The sequence below is a fragment of the Streptomyces sp. NPDC038200 genome (assembly GCF_055600785.1).
Window position 1 is genome coordinate 217,722 of sequence record NZ_JBVJYH010000012.1, and the last position, 17,971, is coordinate 235,692.

16 protein-coding genes are annotated in these 17,971 nt (G+C 70.2%); 7 read left to right on the forward strand and 9 right to left on the reverse strand.

Annotated features, from left to right (window positions below; all coding sequences use genetic code 11):
- The first annotated feature begins 34 nt into the window (after positions 1-34).
- From ACZ7KF_RS24630 to ACZ7KF_RS24650, 5 genes are all read left to right on the forward strand, one after another.
- The gene (locus ACZ7KF_RS24630) at positions 35-400 is read left to right on the forward strand and encodes a hypothetical protein (RefSeq protein WP_471078869.1); all 366 of its coding nucleotides are present in this window, start codon (positions 35-37) and stop codon (positions 398-400) included.
- A gap of 3 nt (positions 401-403) precedes the next feature.
- A complete protein-coding gene (locus ACZ7KF_RS24635) occupies positions 404-835 on the forward strand; it encodes a response regulator (protein ID WP_471078871.1) in 432 nt (143 codons plus the stop codon).
- 573 nt (positions 836-1,408) lie between these two features.
- Entirely contained in the window at positions 1,409-3,058 is a 1,650-nt protein-coding gene (locus ACZ7KF_RS24640) for a glycoside hydrolase family 43 protein (RefSeq protein ID WP_471078873.1), read from the forward strand.
- Positions 3,059-3,330: 272 nt separating this feature from the next.
- A complete protein-coding gene (locus tag ACZ7KF_RS24645; RefSeq protein WP_471078875.1) occupies positions 3,331-4,296 on the forward strand; it encodes a glycoside hydrolase family 6 protein in 966 nt (321 codons plus the stop codon).
- A gap of 431 nt (positions 4,297-4,727) precedes the next feature.
- Positions 4,728-6,086, forward strand: coding sequence for a glycoside hydrolase family 10 protein (locus tag ACZ7KF_RS24650; protein ID WP_471078878.1), 1,359 nt, complete (start codon positions 4,728-4,730; stop codon positions 6,084-6,086).
- Positions 6,087-6,224: 138 nt separating this feature from the next.
- Here ACZ7KF_RS24650 and ACZ7KF_RS24655 read toward each other — a convergent pair whose 3' ends face one another.
- The 3 genes from ACZ7KF_RS24655 to ACZ7KF_RS24665 all read right to left on the reverse strand — a co-directional run bounded on the left by ACZ7KF_RS24655 (position 6,225) and on the right by ACZ7KF_RS24665 (position 9,352).
- Entirely contained in the window at positions 6,225-7,721 is a 1,497-nt protein-coding gene (locus ACZ7KF_RS24655) for a beta-propeller fold lactonase family protein (protein WP_471078881.1), read from the reverse strand.
- A 313-nt stretch (positions 7,722-8,034) separates the two neighbouring features.
- Positions 8,035-8,802 carry a glucose 1-dehydrogenase gene (locus tag ACZ7KF_RS24660; protein WP_471078884.1) on the reverse strand — a complete coding sequence of 256 codons (768 nt, stop codon included), beginning with the start codon at positions 8,800-8,802 and terminating at the stop codon, positions 8,035-8,037.
- 22 nt (positions 8,803-8,824) lie between these two features.
- Complete coding sequence (locus ACZ7KF_RS24665; RefSeq protein ID WP_471078887.1) at positions 8,825-9,352, reverse strand: cupin domain-containing protein; 528 nt, start codon at positions 9,350-9,352, stop codon at positions 8,825-8,827.
- Between the two features lie 124 nt (positions 9,353-9,476).
- Between ACZ7KF_RS24665 and ACZ7KF_RS24670 the strand changes: the two genes are divergently transcribed.
- Complete coding sequence (locus ACZ7KF_RS24670) at positions 9,477-10,283, forward strand: SDR family NAD(P)-dependent oxidoreductase (RefSeq protein WP_471078890.1); 807 nt, start codon at positions 9,477-9,479, stop codon at positions 10,281-10,283.
- Between the two features lie 348 nt (positions 10,284-10,631).
- Here the strand turns inward: ACZ7KF_RS24670 and ACZ7KF_RS24675 are convergent, their stop codons facing one another.
- Together ACZ7KF_RS24675 and ACZ7KF_RS24680 are read right to left on the reverse strand one after the other, a co-directional pair.
- A complete protein-coding gene (locus ACZ7KF_RS24675; RefSeq protein ID WP_471078893.1) occupies positions 10,632-12,128 on the reverse strand; it encodes an aldehyde dehydrogenase family protein in 1,497 nt (498 codons plus the stop codon).
- A 69-nt stretch (positions 12,129-12,197) separates the two neighbouring features.
- Positions 12,198-13,547, reverse strand: coding sequence for an MmgE/PrpD family protein (locus ACZ7KF_RS24680; RefSeq protein ID WP_471079036.1), 1,350 nt, complete (start codon positions 13,545-13,547; stop codon positions 12,198-12,200).
- Between the two features lie 413 nt (positions 13,548-13,960).
- On the opposite strand from ACZ7KF_RS24680, the gene ACZ7KF_RS24685 reads away from it, so the two are divergent.
- Entirely contained in the window at positions 13,961-14,302 is a 342-nt protein-coding gene (locus ACZ7KF_RS24685) for a hypothetical protein (protein WP_471078896.1), read from the forward strand.
- Positions 14,303-14,369: 67 nt separating this feature from the next.
- Here ACZ7KF_RS24685 and ACZ7KF_RS24690 read toward each other — a convergent pair whose 3' ends face one another.
- The 4 genes from ACZ7KF_RS24690 to ACZ7KF_RS24705 form a co-directional block, all read right to left on the reverse strand.
- Positions 14,370-15,407 (reverse strand): MBL fold metallo-hydrolase, encoded by a 1,038-nt coding sequence (locus ACZ7KF_RS24690; protein ID WP_471078899.1) that lies wholly within the window; start codon positions 15,405-15,407, stop codon positions 14,370-14,372.
- Between the two features lie 65 nt (positions 15,408-15,472).
- Entirely contained in the window at positions 15,473-16,237 is a 765-nt protein-coding gene (gene fabG, locus ACZ7KF_RS24695) for a 3-oxoacyl-ACP reductase FabG (protein WP_471078902.1), read from the reverse strand.
- A gap of 49 nt (positions 16,238-16,286) precedes the next feature.
- Positions 16,287-16,742: a MaoC family dehydratase gene (locus ACZ7KF_RS24700; RefSeq protein WP_471078905.1), complete on the reverse strand. Its 456-nt coding sequence runs from the start codon at positions 16,740-16,742 to the stop codon at positions 16,287-16,289.
- Positions 16,743-16,770: 28 nt separating this feature from the next.
- Positions 16,771-17,967: an acetyl-CoA C-acetyltransferase gene (locus ACZ7KF_RS24705; protein ID WP_471078908.1), complete on the reverse strand. Its 1,197-nt coding sequence runs from the start codon at positions 17,965-17,967 to the stop codon at positions 16,771-16,773.
- Between the last annotated feature and the right edge of the window lie 4 nt (positions 17,968-17,971).

Consider the following 17,971-nt stretch of genomic DNA (forward strand, 5'->3'; position numbering starts at 1 on the left):
GTCCCGACCGAGATCAACGCCGTAGGGTGATGGCATGCCTGGTCCGATTTTCACGCCGCCTCTGCCCGGCGACGCGGCCGCGCTTGTGGTTCAGGTTGTGGACGATCTCACCTGGCGACTCGCCCAGGACGGCGTCCACTCGCCTGCGGACCCGAAGGACGGGGCCGATGCCGCACGCCGGCGAGCGCTCGTGCGCCTACAGGTCCTGGCCGAGGTGAAGCAGGCCGTGAAGCTGCTGGAGGACCAAGCGGCGCATGCCGCGGCCGCGAGCGGGGCCGGGTATCCCGAGATCGGCCAGGCTGTCAGCATGAGCCGGCAGGGAGCTCGACGCCGCTGGCCCGGGCTGATCACCAATAGCGCACACCCCCCGATTTCTCACCCCACACTCCGGAGCTCGTGACACATGGCTGGCACCGCTACGCGCCCCTACGCCGTCCTGCTGGTCGAAGACGACATCGCCGACGCCATGCTCATCCAGGACGCGCTCGCCGAGCGCGGTACCCGCAACCTCACCCAGGTTTCCGACGGGGTCGCGGCACTGGACTATCTGCGCGACCGGAACAACGAGCGCCCCGACCTCATCGTGCTCGACCTCAACATGCCGCGCATGAATGGACGCGAGTTCCTGGCCGTCGTGAAGGAGGACCCCGAGCTGCGGACGATCCCGGTCGTGGTGCTGACCACGTCCGCCGCCCCCGACGACGTCACCGGCGCCTACAGCCATCACGCCAACGCCTACGTGACCAAGCCCGTGAACCTGGACGAGTTCGAGGCGGCGGTCCGCAGCATCGACAGTTTCTACCTCGACATCGCCGTCAAGCCTCCCAAGCAGTAGGAGGCAAGCAGTTCTCCCGTCCCTCTCCACCCGGCAGAGAGGGACGGGACAACGACGGACTGAACGGACTCGACGGACTGGCCGTACCGCCGCCCGACATGTGTCCGGCGTCGGCTCGACGCGTTCACTGGGACTGCGCCGCCGACGGCTCGGTGACGTCCAGGACGTCGCCGACACCCATCGGTGATGTCCTACCCATGACGATGCGCAGCCGATGAGCCGTTCGAAATTTCGGTGGCCATTCGGAAAGTCGGCCCGCTTCGCGTAGCCGGCAGATGACCTGCCATGTCAACAGCCCCTTGGCCCGAAAAGCGGGAAGACCGCACTTCTCCGCCACCCGGCGGCACACCTCGGCGCGACCTTCGGTTCGAGTGGTTCGAATGTTTCGGTCTGTCACTCGAACGATGCGAGAGGTATTGACGGGCGTCACGGACCCCTTATCATCCAGGATGCTCGACATTTCGTTGCACGTTCGACATTACGAACCAAGGGATCCACTCCCGTCCGGCCCGTAGCGGGGCGCCTCCGGGGCACCCCGCACACCGGCCCGGTCACACGAGGGGAACGCCGTCCATGGATATGTCAGGCACACATCAACCCCTTTCCCGTCGCCGCACGCTGGCGGCCGCCACCGGCCTGGCCGCCGGTGCCCTCCTCCCTGCGGCCGGGGGCTCTCGCGCCGCCGCCTCCGCTCCCACCCGGGCGACCGCCCTCGGGGCAGCCGCGGAGTTCACGAACCCGGTGATCTGGCAGGACTTCGCGGACATCGACGTCATCCGCGTCGGAAACACCTACTACGCCTCGGCCTCCACCATGCACTACTCGCCGGGCGCCCCCGTCCTGCGCTCGTACGACCTGGTGCACTGGGAGATCGCCGGCCACTCGGTGCCCGTGCTCGACTTCGGCGCCAAGTACGACCTGAACGGGGCCCGCGGCTATGTCAGAGGAATCTGGGCGTCGTCACTGGCCTACCGGCCGAGCAACAGGACGTTCTACTGGCTCGGCCAGATCGACTTCGCCCGGACCCACGTCTACACCGCCACCGCCGCCGAGGGGCCGTGGAGCAGGCTGACGACGATCAGCACGCCCTACTACGACGCCGGGCTGCTCGTCGACAGCGACGACACCCTGTACGTGGCCTACGGGAACACCACCATCAGCGTGGCCCAGCTCTCGGCCGACGGCCGCAGCCAGGTCCGCACCCAGCAGGTCTTCACGACGCCCTCGGGTGTCGGCACCCTCGAAGGCTCCCGCTTCTACAAGATCAACGGGCAGTACTACATCTTCCTGACCCGCCCCGCGAACGGCCAGTACATCCTGAAGTCGTCCGGCGGCCCCTTCGGCCCGTACACGATGCGGGAGGTCCTCCTCGACCTGCGCGGACCGATCCCCGGCGGTGGCGTCCCGCACCAGGGCGGGCTGGTGCAGACACCGAGCGGCGCCTGGTACTACATGGCCTTCGTCGACGCGTACCCCGGCGGCCGGATGCCCGCCCTGGCTCCGGTCTCCTGGACCTCGGACGGCTGGCCCGTCGTGCACCTGGTGAACGGCGCCTGGGGCACCTCCTATCCCACCCCGGCCGTGCCCGCCCCACCCCGCCAGGTCACTCCGATGACCGGCGTCGACACCTTCGACGGCACGACCCTCAAGCCGAGGTGGGAATGGAACCACAACCCGGACACCACCAAGTGGTCGGTGGACAACGGCCTGACCCTGCGGACCGCGACCGTCACCGACGACCTCTACTGGGCCCGCAACACCCTCACGCACCGCATCCAGGGCCCCGTCTCCACCGCCACGGTCCAACTCGACCACTCCGCCATGCGGGACGGTGACCGCGCCGGACTCGCGCTGTTGCGGGACTCCTCCGCCTGGATCGGCCTCAAACGCGACGGCGGCACGACGCGGGTGGTGATGGTCAACGGGCTGACCATGGACGGCAACTGGAACACCACCGGCACCGGCACCGAGGTCGCGAGCGCGCCCGTGGCCGGCGGCCGCGTCTGGCTGCGCGCGACCGCGGACATCCGCCCCGCCGCGGCACGGTCCGGCACCTTCTCCTTCAGTACCGACGGCACCGCCTTCACCCGCCTCGGGCCCACCTTCACCATGGGCAACGACTGGCGGTTCTTCATGGGCTACCGATTCGCCCTCTTCAACCACGCCACCCAGGCACTCGGCGGCGCGGTCCGCGTCACGCGGTTCGAACTGTCCGTGCCCTGAACCGACCCGATCCCCCGTACAGACCACCCGCACCCGACCGTACGAGGAGCCTCATGAACCCGCTCAAGCGGCTCGGCCGTCGCCGAGCCCCGGTCTCGGGCCCGCTGAGCGCACGGGCGGCCCCGTCCGGACGGAACTTAAGGACCGCCGTGGCCGCCGGGCGGATCGGCGTCCGACGCAAGGGAACGCCGTACCACCGCACTTCCTCAGCGCGTCGCACGCTCGGGACGAGAGCGCGCGACGCATCCCCGCCAGGAAAACGAGGTACAGATATGCGCCGCAGACTCCGCACCCTCGTCGCAGCGTTCTGCGCTCTGCCGCTGGTGCTCGCCGTCGCCCCGTCCGCCCACGCGGCCGACCCGACCACCATGACCAGCGGTTTCTACGTGGATCCCGACTCCAGCGCCAAGCGGTGGGTCGCCGCCAACCCCGGCGACGGCCGGGCGCCCGCGATCGGCGCCTCGATCGCCGACACCCCGATGGCCCGCTGGTTCGGCTCCTGGAGCGGCACCATCGGCACCGCCACGGGGGCGTACGTGGGAGCCGCCGACTCCAAGGACAAACTGCCCGTCCTGGTCGCCTACAACATCTACAACCGCGACTACTGCGGCGGCCACTCCGCCGGCGGAGCCTCCTCGCCGTCCGCCTACGCGACCTGGATCGCCCAGTTCGCCGGCGGGATCGCCAACCGCCCGGCCGTCGTCGTCCTCGAACCGGACTCCCTCGGAGACTACGGCTGCATGACGCAGGCCCAGATCTCCGAACGCCAGAGCATGCTCACCGGCGCCCTCGCCCAGTTCAACCGCCAGGCACCCAGCACCTGGGTCTACCTGGACGCCGGCAACCCGGGCTGGGCCGGCCCGGCGACCATGGCCCAGCGCCTCCACGAAGCGGGTCTGCGGCAGGCCCACGGCTTCTCGCTCAACGTCTCCAACTACTTCACCACGGCCGAGAACACCGCCTACGGCAATGCCGTCAACCGCGAACTGAGTGCCCGCTACGGCTACACCAAGCCGTTCGTCGTGGACACCAGCCGCAACGGCAACGGCTCCAACGGGCAGTGGTGCAACCCCTCAGGACGCCGTATCGGTACGCCCACCCAGTTGGGCGGAGGCGCCGAGATGCTCCTGTGGATCAAGACGCCGGGCGAGTCCGACGGCAACTGCGGCGTGGGAGCCGGCTCCTCGGCCGGACAGTTCCTGCCGGAGGTCGCCTACAAGATGATCTACGGCTACTGATCCGGCGCTTCCCCGGCCCCGTGGCCCGGTCAGTCACGCCCCCGGCACCGGGCCACGGGCACCGTCCGCCGCTCCCGGCCGGGGCCGGCGCTCATGCGTCCCGCACAGGCGACCGGCGGCCCACCGGGACGGCCGGCGCCCCACCGCCGGCGCCAGGGTCCCCGGCGACCTCGTCATGAGGCTCCACACCGGGGCGCCGCTCTACCGCTTCTCCCCAGTGGGCACTCAGGGCACATGCCGTGCCGCGTGTCGGCCCTCAGGACATCGAACTCCGTCGGTGCCCGCGCCGAATCTTTCGTAACCACCGCAGCGGCATGACGATTCGGCTCGTGGTGATTCCTCTCCCGCGCGACCCGTTGACGCCCACGCTCCTAGCTCATACCTTCTCCGCATCCAATCGGAAACGTGCTCGAAACTTTCGGGAGACACTCATGTCATCCAGCACGTCCTCCCCTGCCCGCAGGGCCCTCCTCCTGGGGCTCACCGGCCTGCTCGCCGCGGGCGGCCTCGCCGTCACCTCCGGGACCGCCGACGCCGCCGGCAGCACGCTCGGCGCGGCCGCCGCCGCGAAGGGCCGCTACTTCGGCACCGCCGTCGCCGCGAACCACCTGGGCGAAGCCCCGTACGTCTCGACGCTCGACACCGAGTTCACCTCGGTGACCCCCGAGAACGAGATGAAGTGGGACGCGGTGGAGCCCAACCGCGGCTCGTTCAACTTCTCCGCCGCCGACCAGATCTTCAGCCACGCCCAGAGCCGGGGCATGAAGGTCCGCGGCCACACCCTGGTCTGGCACTCCCAGCTGCCGGGCTGGGTCGGCGGCCTGAGCGCCACCGACCTCCGAACCGCGATGAACAACCACATCAACCAGGTCATGGCCCACTACAAGGGCAAGATCTACTCCTGGGACGTGGTGAACGAGGCGTACCAGGACGGCTCCAGCGGCGCCCGCCGCAGCTCTCCCTTCCAGGACAAGCTCGGCAACGGCTTCATCGAGGAGGCGTTCCGCACCGCCCGCGCGGCCGACCCGGCGGCCAAGTTGTGCTACAACGACTACAACACCGACGGCGTCAACGCGAAGAGCAATGCCGTCTACAACATGGTCAAGGACTTCAAGGCGCGCGGCGTCCCCATCGACTGCGTGGGCTTCCAGTCCCACTTCAACAGTGCCTCCCCGGTCCCCGCCGACTACCAGGCCAACCTCCAGCGCTTCGCGGACCTCGGCGTGGACGTGCAGATCACCGAGCTGGACATCGAGGGCTCCGGCACCGGCCAGGCCACCAGCTACAGCAACGTCGTCAACGCGTGCCTGGCGGTCACCCGCTGCACCGGCATCACCGTGTGGGGCATCACCGACAAGTACTCGTGGCGCTCCAGCGGCACCCCGCTGCTCTTCGACTCCAACTACGGCAAGAAGCCCGCGTACACCGCCGTGCTGACCGCGCTCGGCGGCTCCGGCGGGGGCGGCACCCCCACCCCGGGCGGCGCCACCTGCACCGCCACCTACAGCAAGCAGGAGGAGTGGAGCGACCGCTTCAACGGCAAGGTGACCATCACCGCGGGCAGCTCGCCGATCACCAGCTGGTCGACGACGGTCACCGTCACCCCACCGCAGAAGACCGTCGCGACCTGGAACGGCTCGCCCAGCTGGGACAGCAGCGGCAACGTCATGACCATGCGCCCCAATGGCAACGGCAGTCTCGCCGCGGGCGCGTCGACCAGCTTCGGCTTCACGGTGATGAAGAACGGCAACTCGGCCGCCCCCGCGATCGGGGCGTGCACAGCATCCTGACCGGAGCGAAGCCCCGCCCTCTCGGCCGTACGACCCCCAACCGGGGCGTACGGCCGACTCATGGGGGGGAACGGCGTCGTGGCGAGGCAGACGGAGCGGGGGGGGCGTCGCCGGCCGGCAACTCCTCGACAGGCCGTCCTAGGAACGGTCCACGACCACCTGCTCCGTCGCGCGGGCCTGCGTGCCGCCGCGGCATTCGACCGTGGTGCCGTTGTAGATCAGCTCGGTGGAACAGCCCTCGTCGTCGGTCACGGTCACCGTCACCGTCCGCGGGCCGGCAGCGGCGTAGTGGTGCGTGACGTGAGGTGTCCTCGTGGTCTGTCCGGCTCCGTCCCCGAAGTCCCACCTGTAGCGGACGACGCGTCCGTCCGGGTCCGAGGAGCCCGCGGCCGTGAAGGTCCGGGTCGGTCCGCGGCCGTCGCCTTCGGTGCGGAGGGCCGCGATCGGCCCCTGGTTCGGTGTGAGGAACGCGTTGGAACCGTCGTGCCAGAACAGGCCGGTACGGAGGGACGGGAACCCGGTTGCCGTCAGACTGCCGTCGGGGCGGACCGCGTAGCTGGACACCTGGCCGGATTGCCGCGGGGCGCCCGTCATCGCGTACATGATCTTCCCGTCAGGACTGAGAACGACACGGGCGACGTCCGGGCTCGAGTAGGGCGAACCGGGGAGCGGGCTCAACCGGCCGTCGTGGCCGACCTGCCAGCCGGTGATCGTGTTGCCCGAGGCGTTGGCGACGTAGATGCGCCGGGAGTCCGGGGTGAAGACCGGACCGTGCGGGGTGGCACCGCTGGCGTAGGGGGAACCCGGAGCGGGACTGAGCGTCCCGTTCTTCCCGATGACATAGCCGGAGAGATCGCCGCTGCCCTCGTTGCCGACGTACAGGTAACGGCCGTCGGGAGAGACGGACGGAATCGCCGGCCGGTCCCCCGTCGGGACAGGCGCACCGGTGGGGGTGAGGGCGGCGTCGGAGCCGATCGCGAAGCTGGACATGCTGTTCGTGAGGAAGTTGCTCACGAACAGGTGACGCGCGTCCGGGCTGATCACCACCTGGCTGATCCCGCTGGGGACCGAGACCGGCGGCGCGCCGGTCGGCGTCAACGCTCCCGAAGGCGAGATGGAGTAGGACAGCACCTCGCCCGTCGAGCCCGTGGAAGCGGAGACGGTCACGAACAGCCGCGCACCATCCGGTGTGACCGCAGCCCCGATCACGGGCCCCGGGGCGGTGGTCTCGCCGGTCTCGGTGAGGACGCCGTCGGCGCCTATGTGATAGCCGGTCACGGTCCCCGGGACGACCGGGAGCGAACTCAGCTGCAACCCCGCGCTCACCGAATAGAGAGTCCGGCCGTCCGGTGTGATGGCCATCCCCAACGAGTTCGGGCCCGAGGGGAACGGCGATCCGGGGACCAGGCGCATCGCACCGCTTCGCGTCACGGAGGCCCCCGCGATCGCCGGCGAGGCGAAGCCGCCGACGTAGAGGTGACGATGCGAGGGTGCCACCGAGGCCGCGCCGGCGAACGGCGGGGCTTCGGCGACCGCCGTGGGAGCGGCAACCAGCACGGAACCGACCAGCGACAGGGCTGACACCACGCACGGGGCGAGCCGCACCCGTGAACGAGCCATCGGGGACCCGGACATACGGTTCTCCTCTCTCGGAAATCGGTAAGCCGCCCCGGGTGGACGTGTGCTCGGCCGGGGCGTCGCCGTCCATCGCGACCGGCCCGCGCTGGGCGACGGGAACCCCGCGACGAGGCATCCCCATGTCTATCCGAGAAGACCTGTGACCGTTGTCCAGATACCTGGACAGTCGTGCGGTTGCAGGGCCCTGGGGCGGACGCCGTCCGTGCCGCTGCCCGGGGTGCCTTCTCCCGCCGGCTTCACCGCATCGGTGGAGCCGGCTCATCTGTTCTCCGACCGCTCTGGACCGTTCTCCGGCCGCTCTGGGCGGCGCTCAGCGCGCCAGCCAGCCGCCCTCGACCGCGAGGCAGTGTCCGGTCACGAACGACGCGCTCTCCGAGGCGAGCCACAGCACCGCTTCGGCGACCTCCTCGGGTGTGCCGAGCCGGCCCATGGGTTCGAGCGCGGTCATCGCCGCGCGTCCCTCAGGGGTGCCGCCGCTGAAACTGGCCGCCATGGGGGTGTCGATCGCGCCGGGGAGGACGGCGTTGACACGGATGCCTCGAGTCGCGTAGTCGAGTGCCGCCTTCTTGGTCAGGCCCACGACGCCGTGCTTGGACGCGGTGTAGGCCGTGATGCCGAGCGATGCGATCTCGCTCGCGACGGACCCGGTGTTGATGATCGCTCCACCGCCGTGCGCGAGCATCGCGGCGATCTCGTACTTCAGGCAGTGGAACATGCCCGACAGGTTGACCGCGATGACGCGGTTCCAGACCTCCACGTCCAGGCCGTCGAGCGGGCCGGCCACATCGAAGGTGGCCGCGTTGTTGAAGGCGACGTCGAGGCCGCCGAAGGTCTCGACGGTCGCGGTGACGGCCCGCTCGACCTCGGCGGGAACGGAGACGTCGGCCTGGACGGTCTCCGCCCGGCCGCCGATGGCGGTGATGAGCGAGGCGGTCTCCTTGAGACCGCCGGGATCGATGTCGACGAGAGCGACGCCGGCCCCCGCCCCGGCGAAGGCCAGCGCGGTACTCCGGCCGATGCCGGATCCCGCGCCGGTCACCAGAACGCTCTTGTCCGAGAAGGCGTGGGCGGATGTCATACGTGGGCTCCTTTGCCGGGTGTCAGCGGGTGCCGCGGAACATCGTCGCGACGACGGTCGCCGGGGTATCGGTGCGGTTGCTCCAGGCGTGCTTGTTGCCGCGGTTGACGACCGTGTCGCCTGGCCGCAGGAGGGTCTCGCCGGCCTCGAACACACAGTAGATCTCACCGGTGACGACGGTGACGACGTCGACGGTGTCGGTGACGTGCAGGCCGACGATCCCCTCGTCACCGGCGTCGGCCTCCTCGCCGTGCAGGGTCGCGATGGAGGCGCCGTATTCCTCGGCCTTCACCCAGCTGTCCGGGGGGAAGGTCGCGAGCCGGACCACCAGGCCGTTCGCGGGCGGGTCGAGCACGACCTCGTCGGTGAGGGTGTCGTCGTCACCGAGTCCGGGTGGCAGCGCGTCCACGCGCCAGACGTCGTTCACGGTGAATCCGGGCAAGGTCACACGTGTGGCGGTGAGTTCGTCCGTCAGAACGGCCGACCTGCCGTCCCCGCCCACCCCCGTGACCACCCTGCGTGCCTGTATGTGCGTGTGCTCCTCGGGCACGGCGCGCCCCCTCTCGTCATCGAGTCCGAGCGACACCTCACGGTGTCCCGCTCACCGGCGCCGTTATGCATGCGAGTCCGCCTTGGAGCTGGACCGAATATTTTTTACATGATACTTGATGCACATGAGTAACTACACTTCTCCCGAGTCCGCATCCATCGGCGAGCTCATGGACCTGAGCGGCAAGACCGCAGTCGTCACCGGCGCCGCCATGGGCATCGGCCTCGGTGTCGCCCGCCGCCTCTACGAGGCCGGCGCCAACGTCGTGCTCGCGGACCTCAACAAGGAAGCCCTCGAGAGCGCCGCGGCCGAGTTCGAGGACGCCGCGCGCGTGAGGACGGCCGTCGCCGACGTGAGCAAGCCGGAGGACGCCGACGCCATGGTGCGTACCGCCGTCCAGGAGTTCGGCGCGCTCGACATCCACGTGAACAACGCCGGCGTCTACCAGGGGGCGATGTTCCTCGACGTGAGTCTGGAGGTGGCCCGGCGCACGCTCGAGGTGAACCTCCTGGGCGTCATGCTCTGTTCGCAGGCGGCCTCCCGTCAGATGATCGAGCAGGGACGCGGGGGCCGGATCATCACGGTCAACTCCGTGGAGTCCGTCAACCCCTCCGTGCTCGGTCTCAGCCACTACGGCGCTTCGAAGGCCGGCGTCGCCGGCATGATCAAGTGGATGGCCCTGGAGCTTGCTCCGCACGGCATCGCGGTCAACAACGTGTGCCCCGGCGGCACGAAGACGCCCGGCCTCGCTCCCTTCATGGACGACGAGGGAATCAAGGAACTGGAGACGCGAATCCCGCTGGGCCGCATCGGCCGGCCGGACGACATCGGCCGAGTCGTACTGTTCCTCGCCTCCGACCTCGCCACCCACCTGACCGGCACCCAGATCATCGTCGACGGCGGTCAGACTCTCCGCGGGGCGGCGGTCTGACGGGGCCTGCCCGAAGGACTCACGCACTGTTGTGAAGGGGCGCGCACAGGGCCCGGCGTCGCCCCTTCCCGCACCACCGTCCAGGACAACACCGGCGTCACCTTCCCCGATGCCGGTCAAGCCCTCGGCTTCGACGCCGCTCACCAGGGCGGGAGCGAAGGCGGCCCTGGGGCGCACGCGTCCTGGGGCCCCTGGCCGCCCGGCGGTCGGCGGCGGCGCCGACGATCCGAGGCCGGGGGGCAGAGCTGCTCGTCGCCTGCCCCGCACACATGGGGAAGAGTCCCGCTCCGTGACGGTCGGGCGCCGGCCCGCGACGGCCGACGCCCGAGATCAGCCGAGGCTTCCGCGCTAGTCGAGGTTGATGTAGACCGCCTTCGGGTAGAGGAAGCTCTCCACGTGCTCCTTGGCGCCCTTCCAGCCGTAGCCGCTCATCTTGGTTCCGCCGAAACCGATGGCCGGGTCGAGGACGCCGTAGCAGTTGACCCAGATCGTCCCGGCCGTGATCCCCTGAGCGACCTTGTGCGCGGTCGTCAGGTTGCGCGTCCACACCCCGCCCGCCAGGCCGTACGGCGTGTCGTTGGCGACGCGCAGCGCCTCGTCCGCGTCGTCGAAGGGGATCACCGAGGCCACGGGGCCGAAGATCTCCTCCCGGGCGATGGTCATGTCGTTGGTCGCCCCCGCGAAGATGGTGGGCTCGACGAAGAAGCCGGAGGCGAGGTCGCCGCCCAGGCGGTTGCCGCCGCCGGCCAGTCGGGCCTCGTCGCCGCCGACGCCGATGTAGTGCATGACGCGTTCCAGCTGCCGCTCGGAGACCAGTGGGCCGAGCTGGGTGCTCGGGTCGAGGCCGTCGCCCACCCGGATCGACTTGGTGAACTCGCGCATGCGCTCCACGAATTCGTCATGGATCGACCGCTGCACCAGGATGCGGGTGCCGGCGACGCAGACCTGGCCGCTGTTGGTGTAGACGCCCATGGCCGCACCGGGCACGGCCTTGTCCAGGTCCGCGTCGGCGAAGACGATGTCGGGGGACTTGCCGCCCAGCTCCAGCTGGAGCCTCTTGAGGTTGCCGGCGGATGCCCGCACGATCGACCGGGCGGTGCCCACGGAGCCGGTGAAGGCGACGCGGTCGACGTCCTGGTGCTCCGCGAGGGCCTGGCCCGCGTCGGCGCCGTAGCCCGTCACGACGTTGATGACTCCGTCGGGCACGCCGGCCTCGGTGAGTAGTTCGGCCAGGCGCAGCACCGACAGCGAGGCGTCCTCCGCGGGCTTGAGCACGGCGGTGCAGCCGGTGGCCAGCGCCGGGCCGAAGATCCACCACAGGCCGATGAGCGGGCCGTTCCACGGGATGATGCCGCCGACGACACCGACGGGCGCCTGGTGCTTCAGGGTGAGGAAGTTGCCGGGGAGCGAATTCTGCGGGGCGAAGACGCCCGGGGCGTCGCACTGCCCGGCGAAGAACTGCAGGACCTGCGAGGTCCACTCGGCCAGTGCCCTGGTCCGCGACAGCGGCGCGCCCATGTCGAGGGTCTCGATCATCGCCAGTTCCTCGAAGTGGTCGAGGACGACGTCGTGGATCTTCAGCAGGAGCTTGCGGCGCTGGTGCGGCGTCCAGCGGCTCCATTCGCCCTCGAAGGCGCGCCGCGCGGCCTTGACCGCGCGGTCGATGTCGGTGGCATCGCCCTGGGCGATGCTGCCGAGCGTCTTGCCCGTCGCGGGGTTGACGACGTCGATCTGCTTTCCGGAGGCGGCGTCGACCCAGGCGCCGTCGATCAGCAGCTTCTTCGGGCCGTTGACGAAGTCGGGGATCGCGGGGGTCATGGCCGGTATGCCCGGGGTGGTGAGCATGGGTTGTCTCTTCTCTGTCTCGTCCGTGAACAGAAGCGGAAGCGGCTCGGTGAGCAGCGGTCGGAGGGTTCAGGCGACGAGCAGCTTCGCCAGCGTCGCGATGGGCAGCCCGTCGTCGCCGTTGACGGCTCGCAGCAGTTCCTCGCCGCGTTCCTCGCCCATGGCCGCCAGAGTCAGATCGCGGAACTTGGCGTCCAGCTCGGCCTGCGGCATCGGGTTCTCGGCGGTGCCGAGCGGGCTGTCGACGAAGAGGTGCTCGCGGGTGCCGTCGCGGTAGGTGACGGTGATGTCCCCGACCCACTTGCCGGGGTGGGCCGTGTCGAGTTCGGGCTTGGGGGTGATGGTGACGCGGCCGGCGAGCTGCGCGGCCTCGCCGCCGGCGGACAGGTCGAGCCGTCCGTCCATGAAGTCGCTGTGCGCGGCGAAGCCGTTGCCGCGGCCCAGGAGCGCGAGGGCGAACTGGAACGGCAGGCTGTACTGGAGGTTCTCGATGCTCTGCGGCGCGTAGGCGTTGACGTTGCGGTTGCCGACGATGATGTTCCCGCCGGTCTGGATGCCCAACTCCACGCTCTTGATCAGCTCATGCCGGTCGGCGAGCTGCCGGGCGCCGTCGATGTACGCGTGGTTGATACCGCAACAGCAGTAGGGCTTGATCCAGATGCGGGTGATCTCGAACGGCGCGTCGGGAGCGAACGCGGCGGCGGCGTCCGCGGCCGCCGCGCGGCCGACGAAGGTACGGAAGAAGCCCTTGCCCCCGGTGAGGTAGGCGATCGGGCCGGTGATGCCCGCCTCGGCCATCTCGGCCGCACGGATGCCGTTGCGGGTGCCGATCCCCGCGTGCACCCGCTTCACGGAGCCGCCCGAGGAGGTGTACTCGGTGGTTCCCGAACAGTGGCTCATGGCGATGGCCAGGGCGTGGGTGGTCTGCTCCAGGTCCAGGCCGCGCATCTTCGCCACCACCGCGGCGGAGCCGAAGGCCGACAGGACGGCGTGCGGGTGGAAGCCCCGCTCCAGCAGATCCGGCGCGGCGAGCACGCCGATGCGGGTGTAGACCTCGTAGCCCGCGATGATGCCGAGCAGAACGTCGCGCAGGGTGGCGCCCTGCTCCTCGCCCACCGCCAGGGCGGTGGACACCACACAGCTGCCGGGGTGGCTGGAGCTGGCGCGGTGGGCGTCGTCGTACTCGAAGCCGTGGCCGAACGTCGCGTTGACGAAGGCGGCGTCGGCGGCACTCATCTCGTCGCCGGCCACGGTCACATGCGCCACGCCCGGAACATGGCGTGCGCGCGTCAGCTCCAGGACCGCCTGGCTCCAGGGCAGGCGCGCGCAGCCGATCTGCACGGCCAGCTGGTCCTGCATCAGGCGCCGGGCGCCCTGGACGGCCTCGGGCGGAAGGGCTCCGTACTCCAGTCCGACCACCAAACGGGCGACTGCTGCTTCGACTGGGGGGATGACCTGTACCACGTGCGCCTCACTTCCAGCACGATTGGATTCGCGCGTAATATATTTTATCTTCTAGGGTTTGGATAGGACTCCGGCAGGAAACCGCCGCCGGGGCGGCCGTCACATCACGGGCACCCCGGGCCTGCCGACGCTCGGTCGGCCATGCTCACACGCCCCCGGCGTCCGCAGCAGGGGCCTGGATCGGCCCGGGACACCTCCGTCCCGGGACAAAGCCGACCCCCCTCGGACATGCCCGCCGACCAGCCCGGAGCAGGCCGGAACAAGTAGTTGATATTTTTTATATTATGTGTGATTCTCTCATCGCGATGTGCGACCCGTCACATCGCTCTGCCCCTGGGCGGGACCTGAGCAGAGAGGCATCGAGGCGGATGTCAGAGAAGACCAAAGAGGAGCTCGCCGAGCAGTGGCTGCGCGCACTCGCGGACGTCGACCTCTTCTACGAGTTCTGCGACCCGGAGTGCAAGGTCTGGCACAGCTCCGACGACAAGTGGATGAGCCTCAAGGAGGCCATCGACGCGGTGCACAACCGCGGCGGGCTCCCGCCGTTCCGCAACTCCCGCTACACGCTCACCGACAAGGGCTTCGTCGTACAGACGTCGACGACGCTCGAGGGCACCCACGTGCACATCGTCCAGGTGGCCGGGGTGGAGGGCGGCAAGGTGGTCTCCGCCGAGGAGTACATCGGTCCTGAGATGGACATCGCCGTCTAGGAGCCGTCCAGGGCCGAGACGAAGGGCCCTGCGTGCACGGGGCGGTCCGCGCGGACCGTCCCGTGTCTCACCGCTGCCGGGTGTAGCGGTTCACTCCGCCCTCGCACGCGACCGAGACACGGCCGCGCAGCACGAGGACGTCGAGATGGGCGGCCGTCTCGTTGACCGCGAGCATCCGGTTCATGGGGTTCAGTTCGTCGAACGGCACCTCCCGGCGGGTCCAGGCGAGGCCGCGAGCCACGGTGAAGGCGTTGCGCGGGACCGCCCCCAGGGCCGCGAGGGTCCGGTTCAGCCGGTCCTCGTGATGCGCGATCAGCTCGGCGACCCGGGTGTGCGCGCTGTCGGTGACCGGGCCGTGCGCCGGCAGCAGGCGGGCGTCCGCGTACCGGGTCATCAGGTGCAGGGAGTCCAGGTAGGAGGCGAGCGGCCGGCTTCCGGGGTCGGCCGCCTCGAAACCGATCGACGGGGTGATCCGCGGCAGGACGTGGTCACCGGAGAACAGCAGCTCGCGCCGCTCGTCCAGGAAGACGACGTGCCCCCGGGTATGCCCGGGAGTGGGGACGACCCTCAGCTCGCTGTCGCCGAAGCGCAGCGTCTGCGCCGTCAGCCAGCGGTCCGGCTCCTCCCAGTCGTCACGGACGTACAGGTCCGGATAGACCCTCTGCACCTCATCGGCCAGGTCCGCGGCGCCCGCCTCGCGCAGGGTGCGCAGCGCGCTGCCCAGCCCGCCGCGCATCTCGTTGAGCAGTTCGAGCCCACGGCGCTCGCCCGCGCCGAGGTGGACCCGGCAGCCCAGCAGCCGGCGCAGGTCCACCGCCTGCGTGTAGTGGTCACGGTGGACGTGGGTGACCAGGATGTCCCTGATGTCGCCGAGGTCGCGGTCGAGGGTGGCCAGCGCCTCCTCCAGCGTCTTGCGGGCCTCGGGGATGGCCCAGCCGCCGTCGATCATGACGAGGCCGCCGTCCTCGGCGAGACCTTCCAGGAGGTAGACGTTCACGGCGTGCAGACCGTCGTTGGGCAGCGGGAGGGGAACCCGGTGCACCCCCGGCTGGACAGTCTGTACGCCGGGCTCCGCCCACGCTCCCTGGTCGAACCGCCTCGTCATGGCCTTCCTCTCGCTGGTGTTGCAGTGGATCGCGCCGTACGGCCGCCGTGCCGCCGTACCCTCTCTCAGCCCCGCGGGCCGCCGGCGACGTAGAGGACCTGCCCGGTGACGAAGCCTGCGCCCTCACTGGCGAAGAAGGAGACCGCGTGCGCGATGTCGTCGGGGACACCCACGCGCGGGACAGGGGTGACAGCGGCCCGCTTCGCCTTGAACTCCTCGAACGGCACACCGAGCCGCTCCGCGGTGGCGGCGGTCATCTCCGTCACGACGAAGCCGGGGGCGACCGCGTTGGCCGTCACGCCGAACTTGCCGAGTTCGATGGCGAGGGTCTTGGTGAAGCCCTGTAGACCGGCCTTGGCGGCCGAGTAGTTGACCTGCCCGCGGTTGCCGAGCGCGGACACGGACGACAGGTTGACGATGCGGCCCCAGCCGGCCTTGGTCATGTGCGCCTGGGCGGCCTTGGTCATGAGGAAGGCGCCGCGCAGGTGCACGCCGATGACGGCGTCCCAGTCGGCCTGGTCCATCTTGAACAGCAGGTTGTCCCGGGTGATGCCGGCGTTGTTCACGAGCACGGCGGGCGGGCCGAGTTCCGCGGCCACGCGGGCGACGGCCGACTCGACGCGCTCGGGGTCGGCCACGTCCACGCCCACGGCGAGGGCGCGCCCGCCCTCCTTCTCGATGGCCGTGACGGTGGCGGCGCAGGATGCCTCGTCGAGGTCCAGGACGGCGACGGCGAAGCCGTCCTCGGCCAGACGCAGGGCGGTGGCGGCGCCGATGCCGCGGGCGGCACCGGTGACGACGGCGACACGCTGGAGGGGGGATGCGGACACGCTCGTACTCCTTGGCTGCTGGGGAGAGTGAAAGAAGGGGACGGGGCGGTCAGGTGTAGAGGCGGGTGACCGTCTCCGCGACGCAGGCGGGTTTCTCGGCGCCGTCGATCTCGACGGTCACCTTCAGCACCACCTGGTGGCCGCCGGAGACCTCGTCGGCCGCGAGGACGTCCACCGAGCCCCTGACCCTGGAGCCCACGCGGACCGGGTGCATGAAACGCACCTTGTTCAGACCGTAGTTGACGGCCATGGACACACCCTCGGTCCGGTAGACCTCCTTGACCAGCACGGGGATCAGGGAGAGCGTCAGGAAACCGTGCGCGATCGTGCTGCCGAACGGACCCGACGCGGCGCGCTCGGCGTCGACGTGGATCCACTGGTGGTCGCCGGTCGCCTGGGCGAAGAGGTCGATCCGGCTCTGGTCGACACGTGTCCACTCGCTGGTGCCGAGATGGGTGCCGACGGCCGCGGCGAGCGCGGCGGGGGAAGGGAAGACCTTGGTCATCGGGGTGGTCCCGCCTTTCGGATGCGGCTCACGCGGCGGAGAAGAGGGCGGCCATGCCCTGGCCGCCGCCGATGCACATGGTCTCCAGGGCGTACCGGCCGCCGCGGCGGCGCAGCTCGTGCAGCACCGTGGTCATGATCCGCACGCCGGTCGCCCCGATGGGGTGGCCGAGCGAGATACCCGACCCGTTGACGTTGAGGCGGTCGGTGTCGTGCCAGTCCCACTCGGCCAGGACGGCCAGCACCTGCGCGGCGAACGCCTCGTTGATCTCGACGAGGTCCATGTCGTCCAGGGACTTGCCCGTGCGGGCGAACAGCTTGGCCACTGCGGGTACCGGCCCGATTCCCATGACGGCCGGGTCGCAGCCGGCCGCCGCCCAGCCCTCCAGGTAGCCGATGGGCTCCAGGCCGAGCGCCTCCAGCCGGTCCTCGGCGACCACCAGGCACGCGGCGGCGGCGTCGTTCTGCTGGCTCGCGTTGCCGGCCGTGACAGTGCCGCCGGGTACGACGGTGCGCAGCCTGCCGAGGACCTCCTCGCTGGAGTCCGGGCGGATGCCCTCGTCGCGGTCGAAGACGACGGGCTCGCCGCGCCGTTGCGGCACCGTGACCGGGACGACCTCGTCCTTGAAGGCCCCCGACTCCCAGGCCGCGGCGGCCCGCCGGTGACTGGCGACGGCGAACCGGTCGGCGGCCTCGCGGGAGACGCCGTAGCGCAGCGCCAGGTTCTCGGCGGTCTCGACCATGCCGGAGATACGGCCGAAGCGGTGCTCGGGCTGGGAGCGCTCGCGGCCCCGGTCGAGGCGGTCGTACATCTCCACGTTGCCCGCGCGCCGGCCCCACCGCATGGACGTGGTGTAGTGCTCGATGTTGGACATGCTCTCCACGCCGCCGGCCAGGACGACGTCGCAGGCGCCGGTCTGCACCATCATCGCCGCGGTGACCAGGGCCTGGAGGCCGCCGCCGCAGCGGCGGTCGGTCTGGAAGCCGGGCACCGCCAGCGGCAGGCCGGCGTGCAGCGCGGCCCAGCGGCCGATGCACGGCGTTTCGGAGTTGGCGTAGGACTGTGCCATGGCGACGTCGTCGATGCGTTCCGGGTCGATCCCCGTGCGCTCCAGCACCGCCTTGATGACGGTGGCGGCGAGATCTTCCACCGGTACCGTGCGCAGGGCGCCGCCGAAGGCGCCGACGGGTGTCCGTACGGGACTGACAATGGCTGCTCGCCGCATGGCT

Bases quoted from the DNA above. Each gene is read 5' to 3' on its own strand.
- ACZ7KF_RS24705 (WP_471078908.1), bottom strand. From the start codon at position 17,967: ATGCGGCGAGCAGCCATTGTCAGTCCCGTACGGACACCCGTCGGCGCC.
- ACZ7KF_RS24650 (WP_471078878.1), top strand. From the start codon at position 4,728: ATGTCATCCAGCACGTCCTCCCCTGCCCGCAGGGCCCTCCTCCTGGGG.
- ACZ7KF_RS24685 (WP_471078896.1), top strand. From the start codon at position 13,961: ATGTCAGAGAAGACCAAAGAGGAGCTCGCCGAGCAGTGGCTGCGCGCA.
- ACZ7KF_RS24670 (WP_471078890.1), top strand. From the start codon at position 9,477: ATGAGTAACTACACTTCTCCCGAGTCCGCATCCATCGGCGAGCTCATG.
- ACZ7KF_RS24640 (WP_471078873.1), top strand. From the start codon at position 1,409: ATGGATATGTCAGGCACACATCAACCCCTTTCCCGTCGCCGCACGCTG.
- ACZ7KF_RS24700 (WP_471078905.1), bottom strand. From the start codon at position 16,742: ATGACCAAGGTCTTCCCTTCCCCCGCCGCGCTCGCCGCGGCCGTCGGC.
- ACZ7KF_RS24655 (WP_471078881.1), bottom strand. From the start codon at position 7,721: ATGTCCGGGTCCCCGATGGCTCGTTCACGGGTGCGGCTCGCCCCGTGC.
- ACZ7KF_RS24690 (WP_471078899.1), bottom strand. From the start codon at position 15,407: ATGACGAGGCGGTTCGACCAGGGAGCGTGGGCGGAGCCCGGCGTACAG.
- ACZ7KF_RS24645 (WP_471078875.1), top strand. From the start codon at position 3,331: ATGCGCCGCAGACTCCGCACCCTCGTCGCAGCGTTCTGCGCTCTGCCG.
- ACZ7KF_RS24630 (WP_471078869.1), top strand. From the start codon at position 35: ATGCCTGGTCCGATTTTCACGCCGCCTCTGCCCGGCGACGCGGCCGCG.
- ACZ7KF_RS24675 (WP_471078893.1), bottom strand. From the start codon at position 12,128: ATGCTCACCACCCCGGGCATACCGGCCATGACCCCCGCGATCCCCGAC.
- ACZ7KF_RS24635 (WP_471078871.1), top strand. From the start codon at position 404: ATGGCTGGCACCGCTACGCGCCCCTACGCCGTCCTGCTGGTCGAAGAC.
- ACZ7KF_RS24660 (WP_471078884.1), bottom strand. From the start codon at position 8,802: ATGACATCCGCCCACGCCTTCTCGGACAAGAGCGTTCTGGTGACCGGC.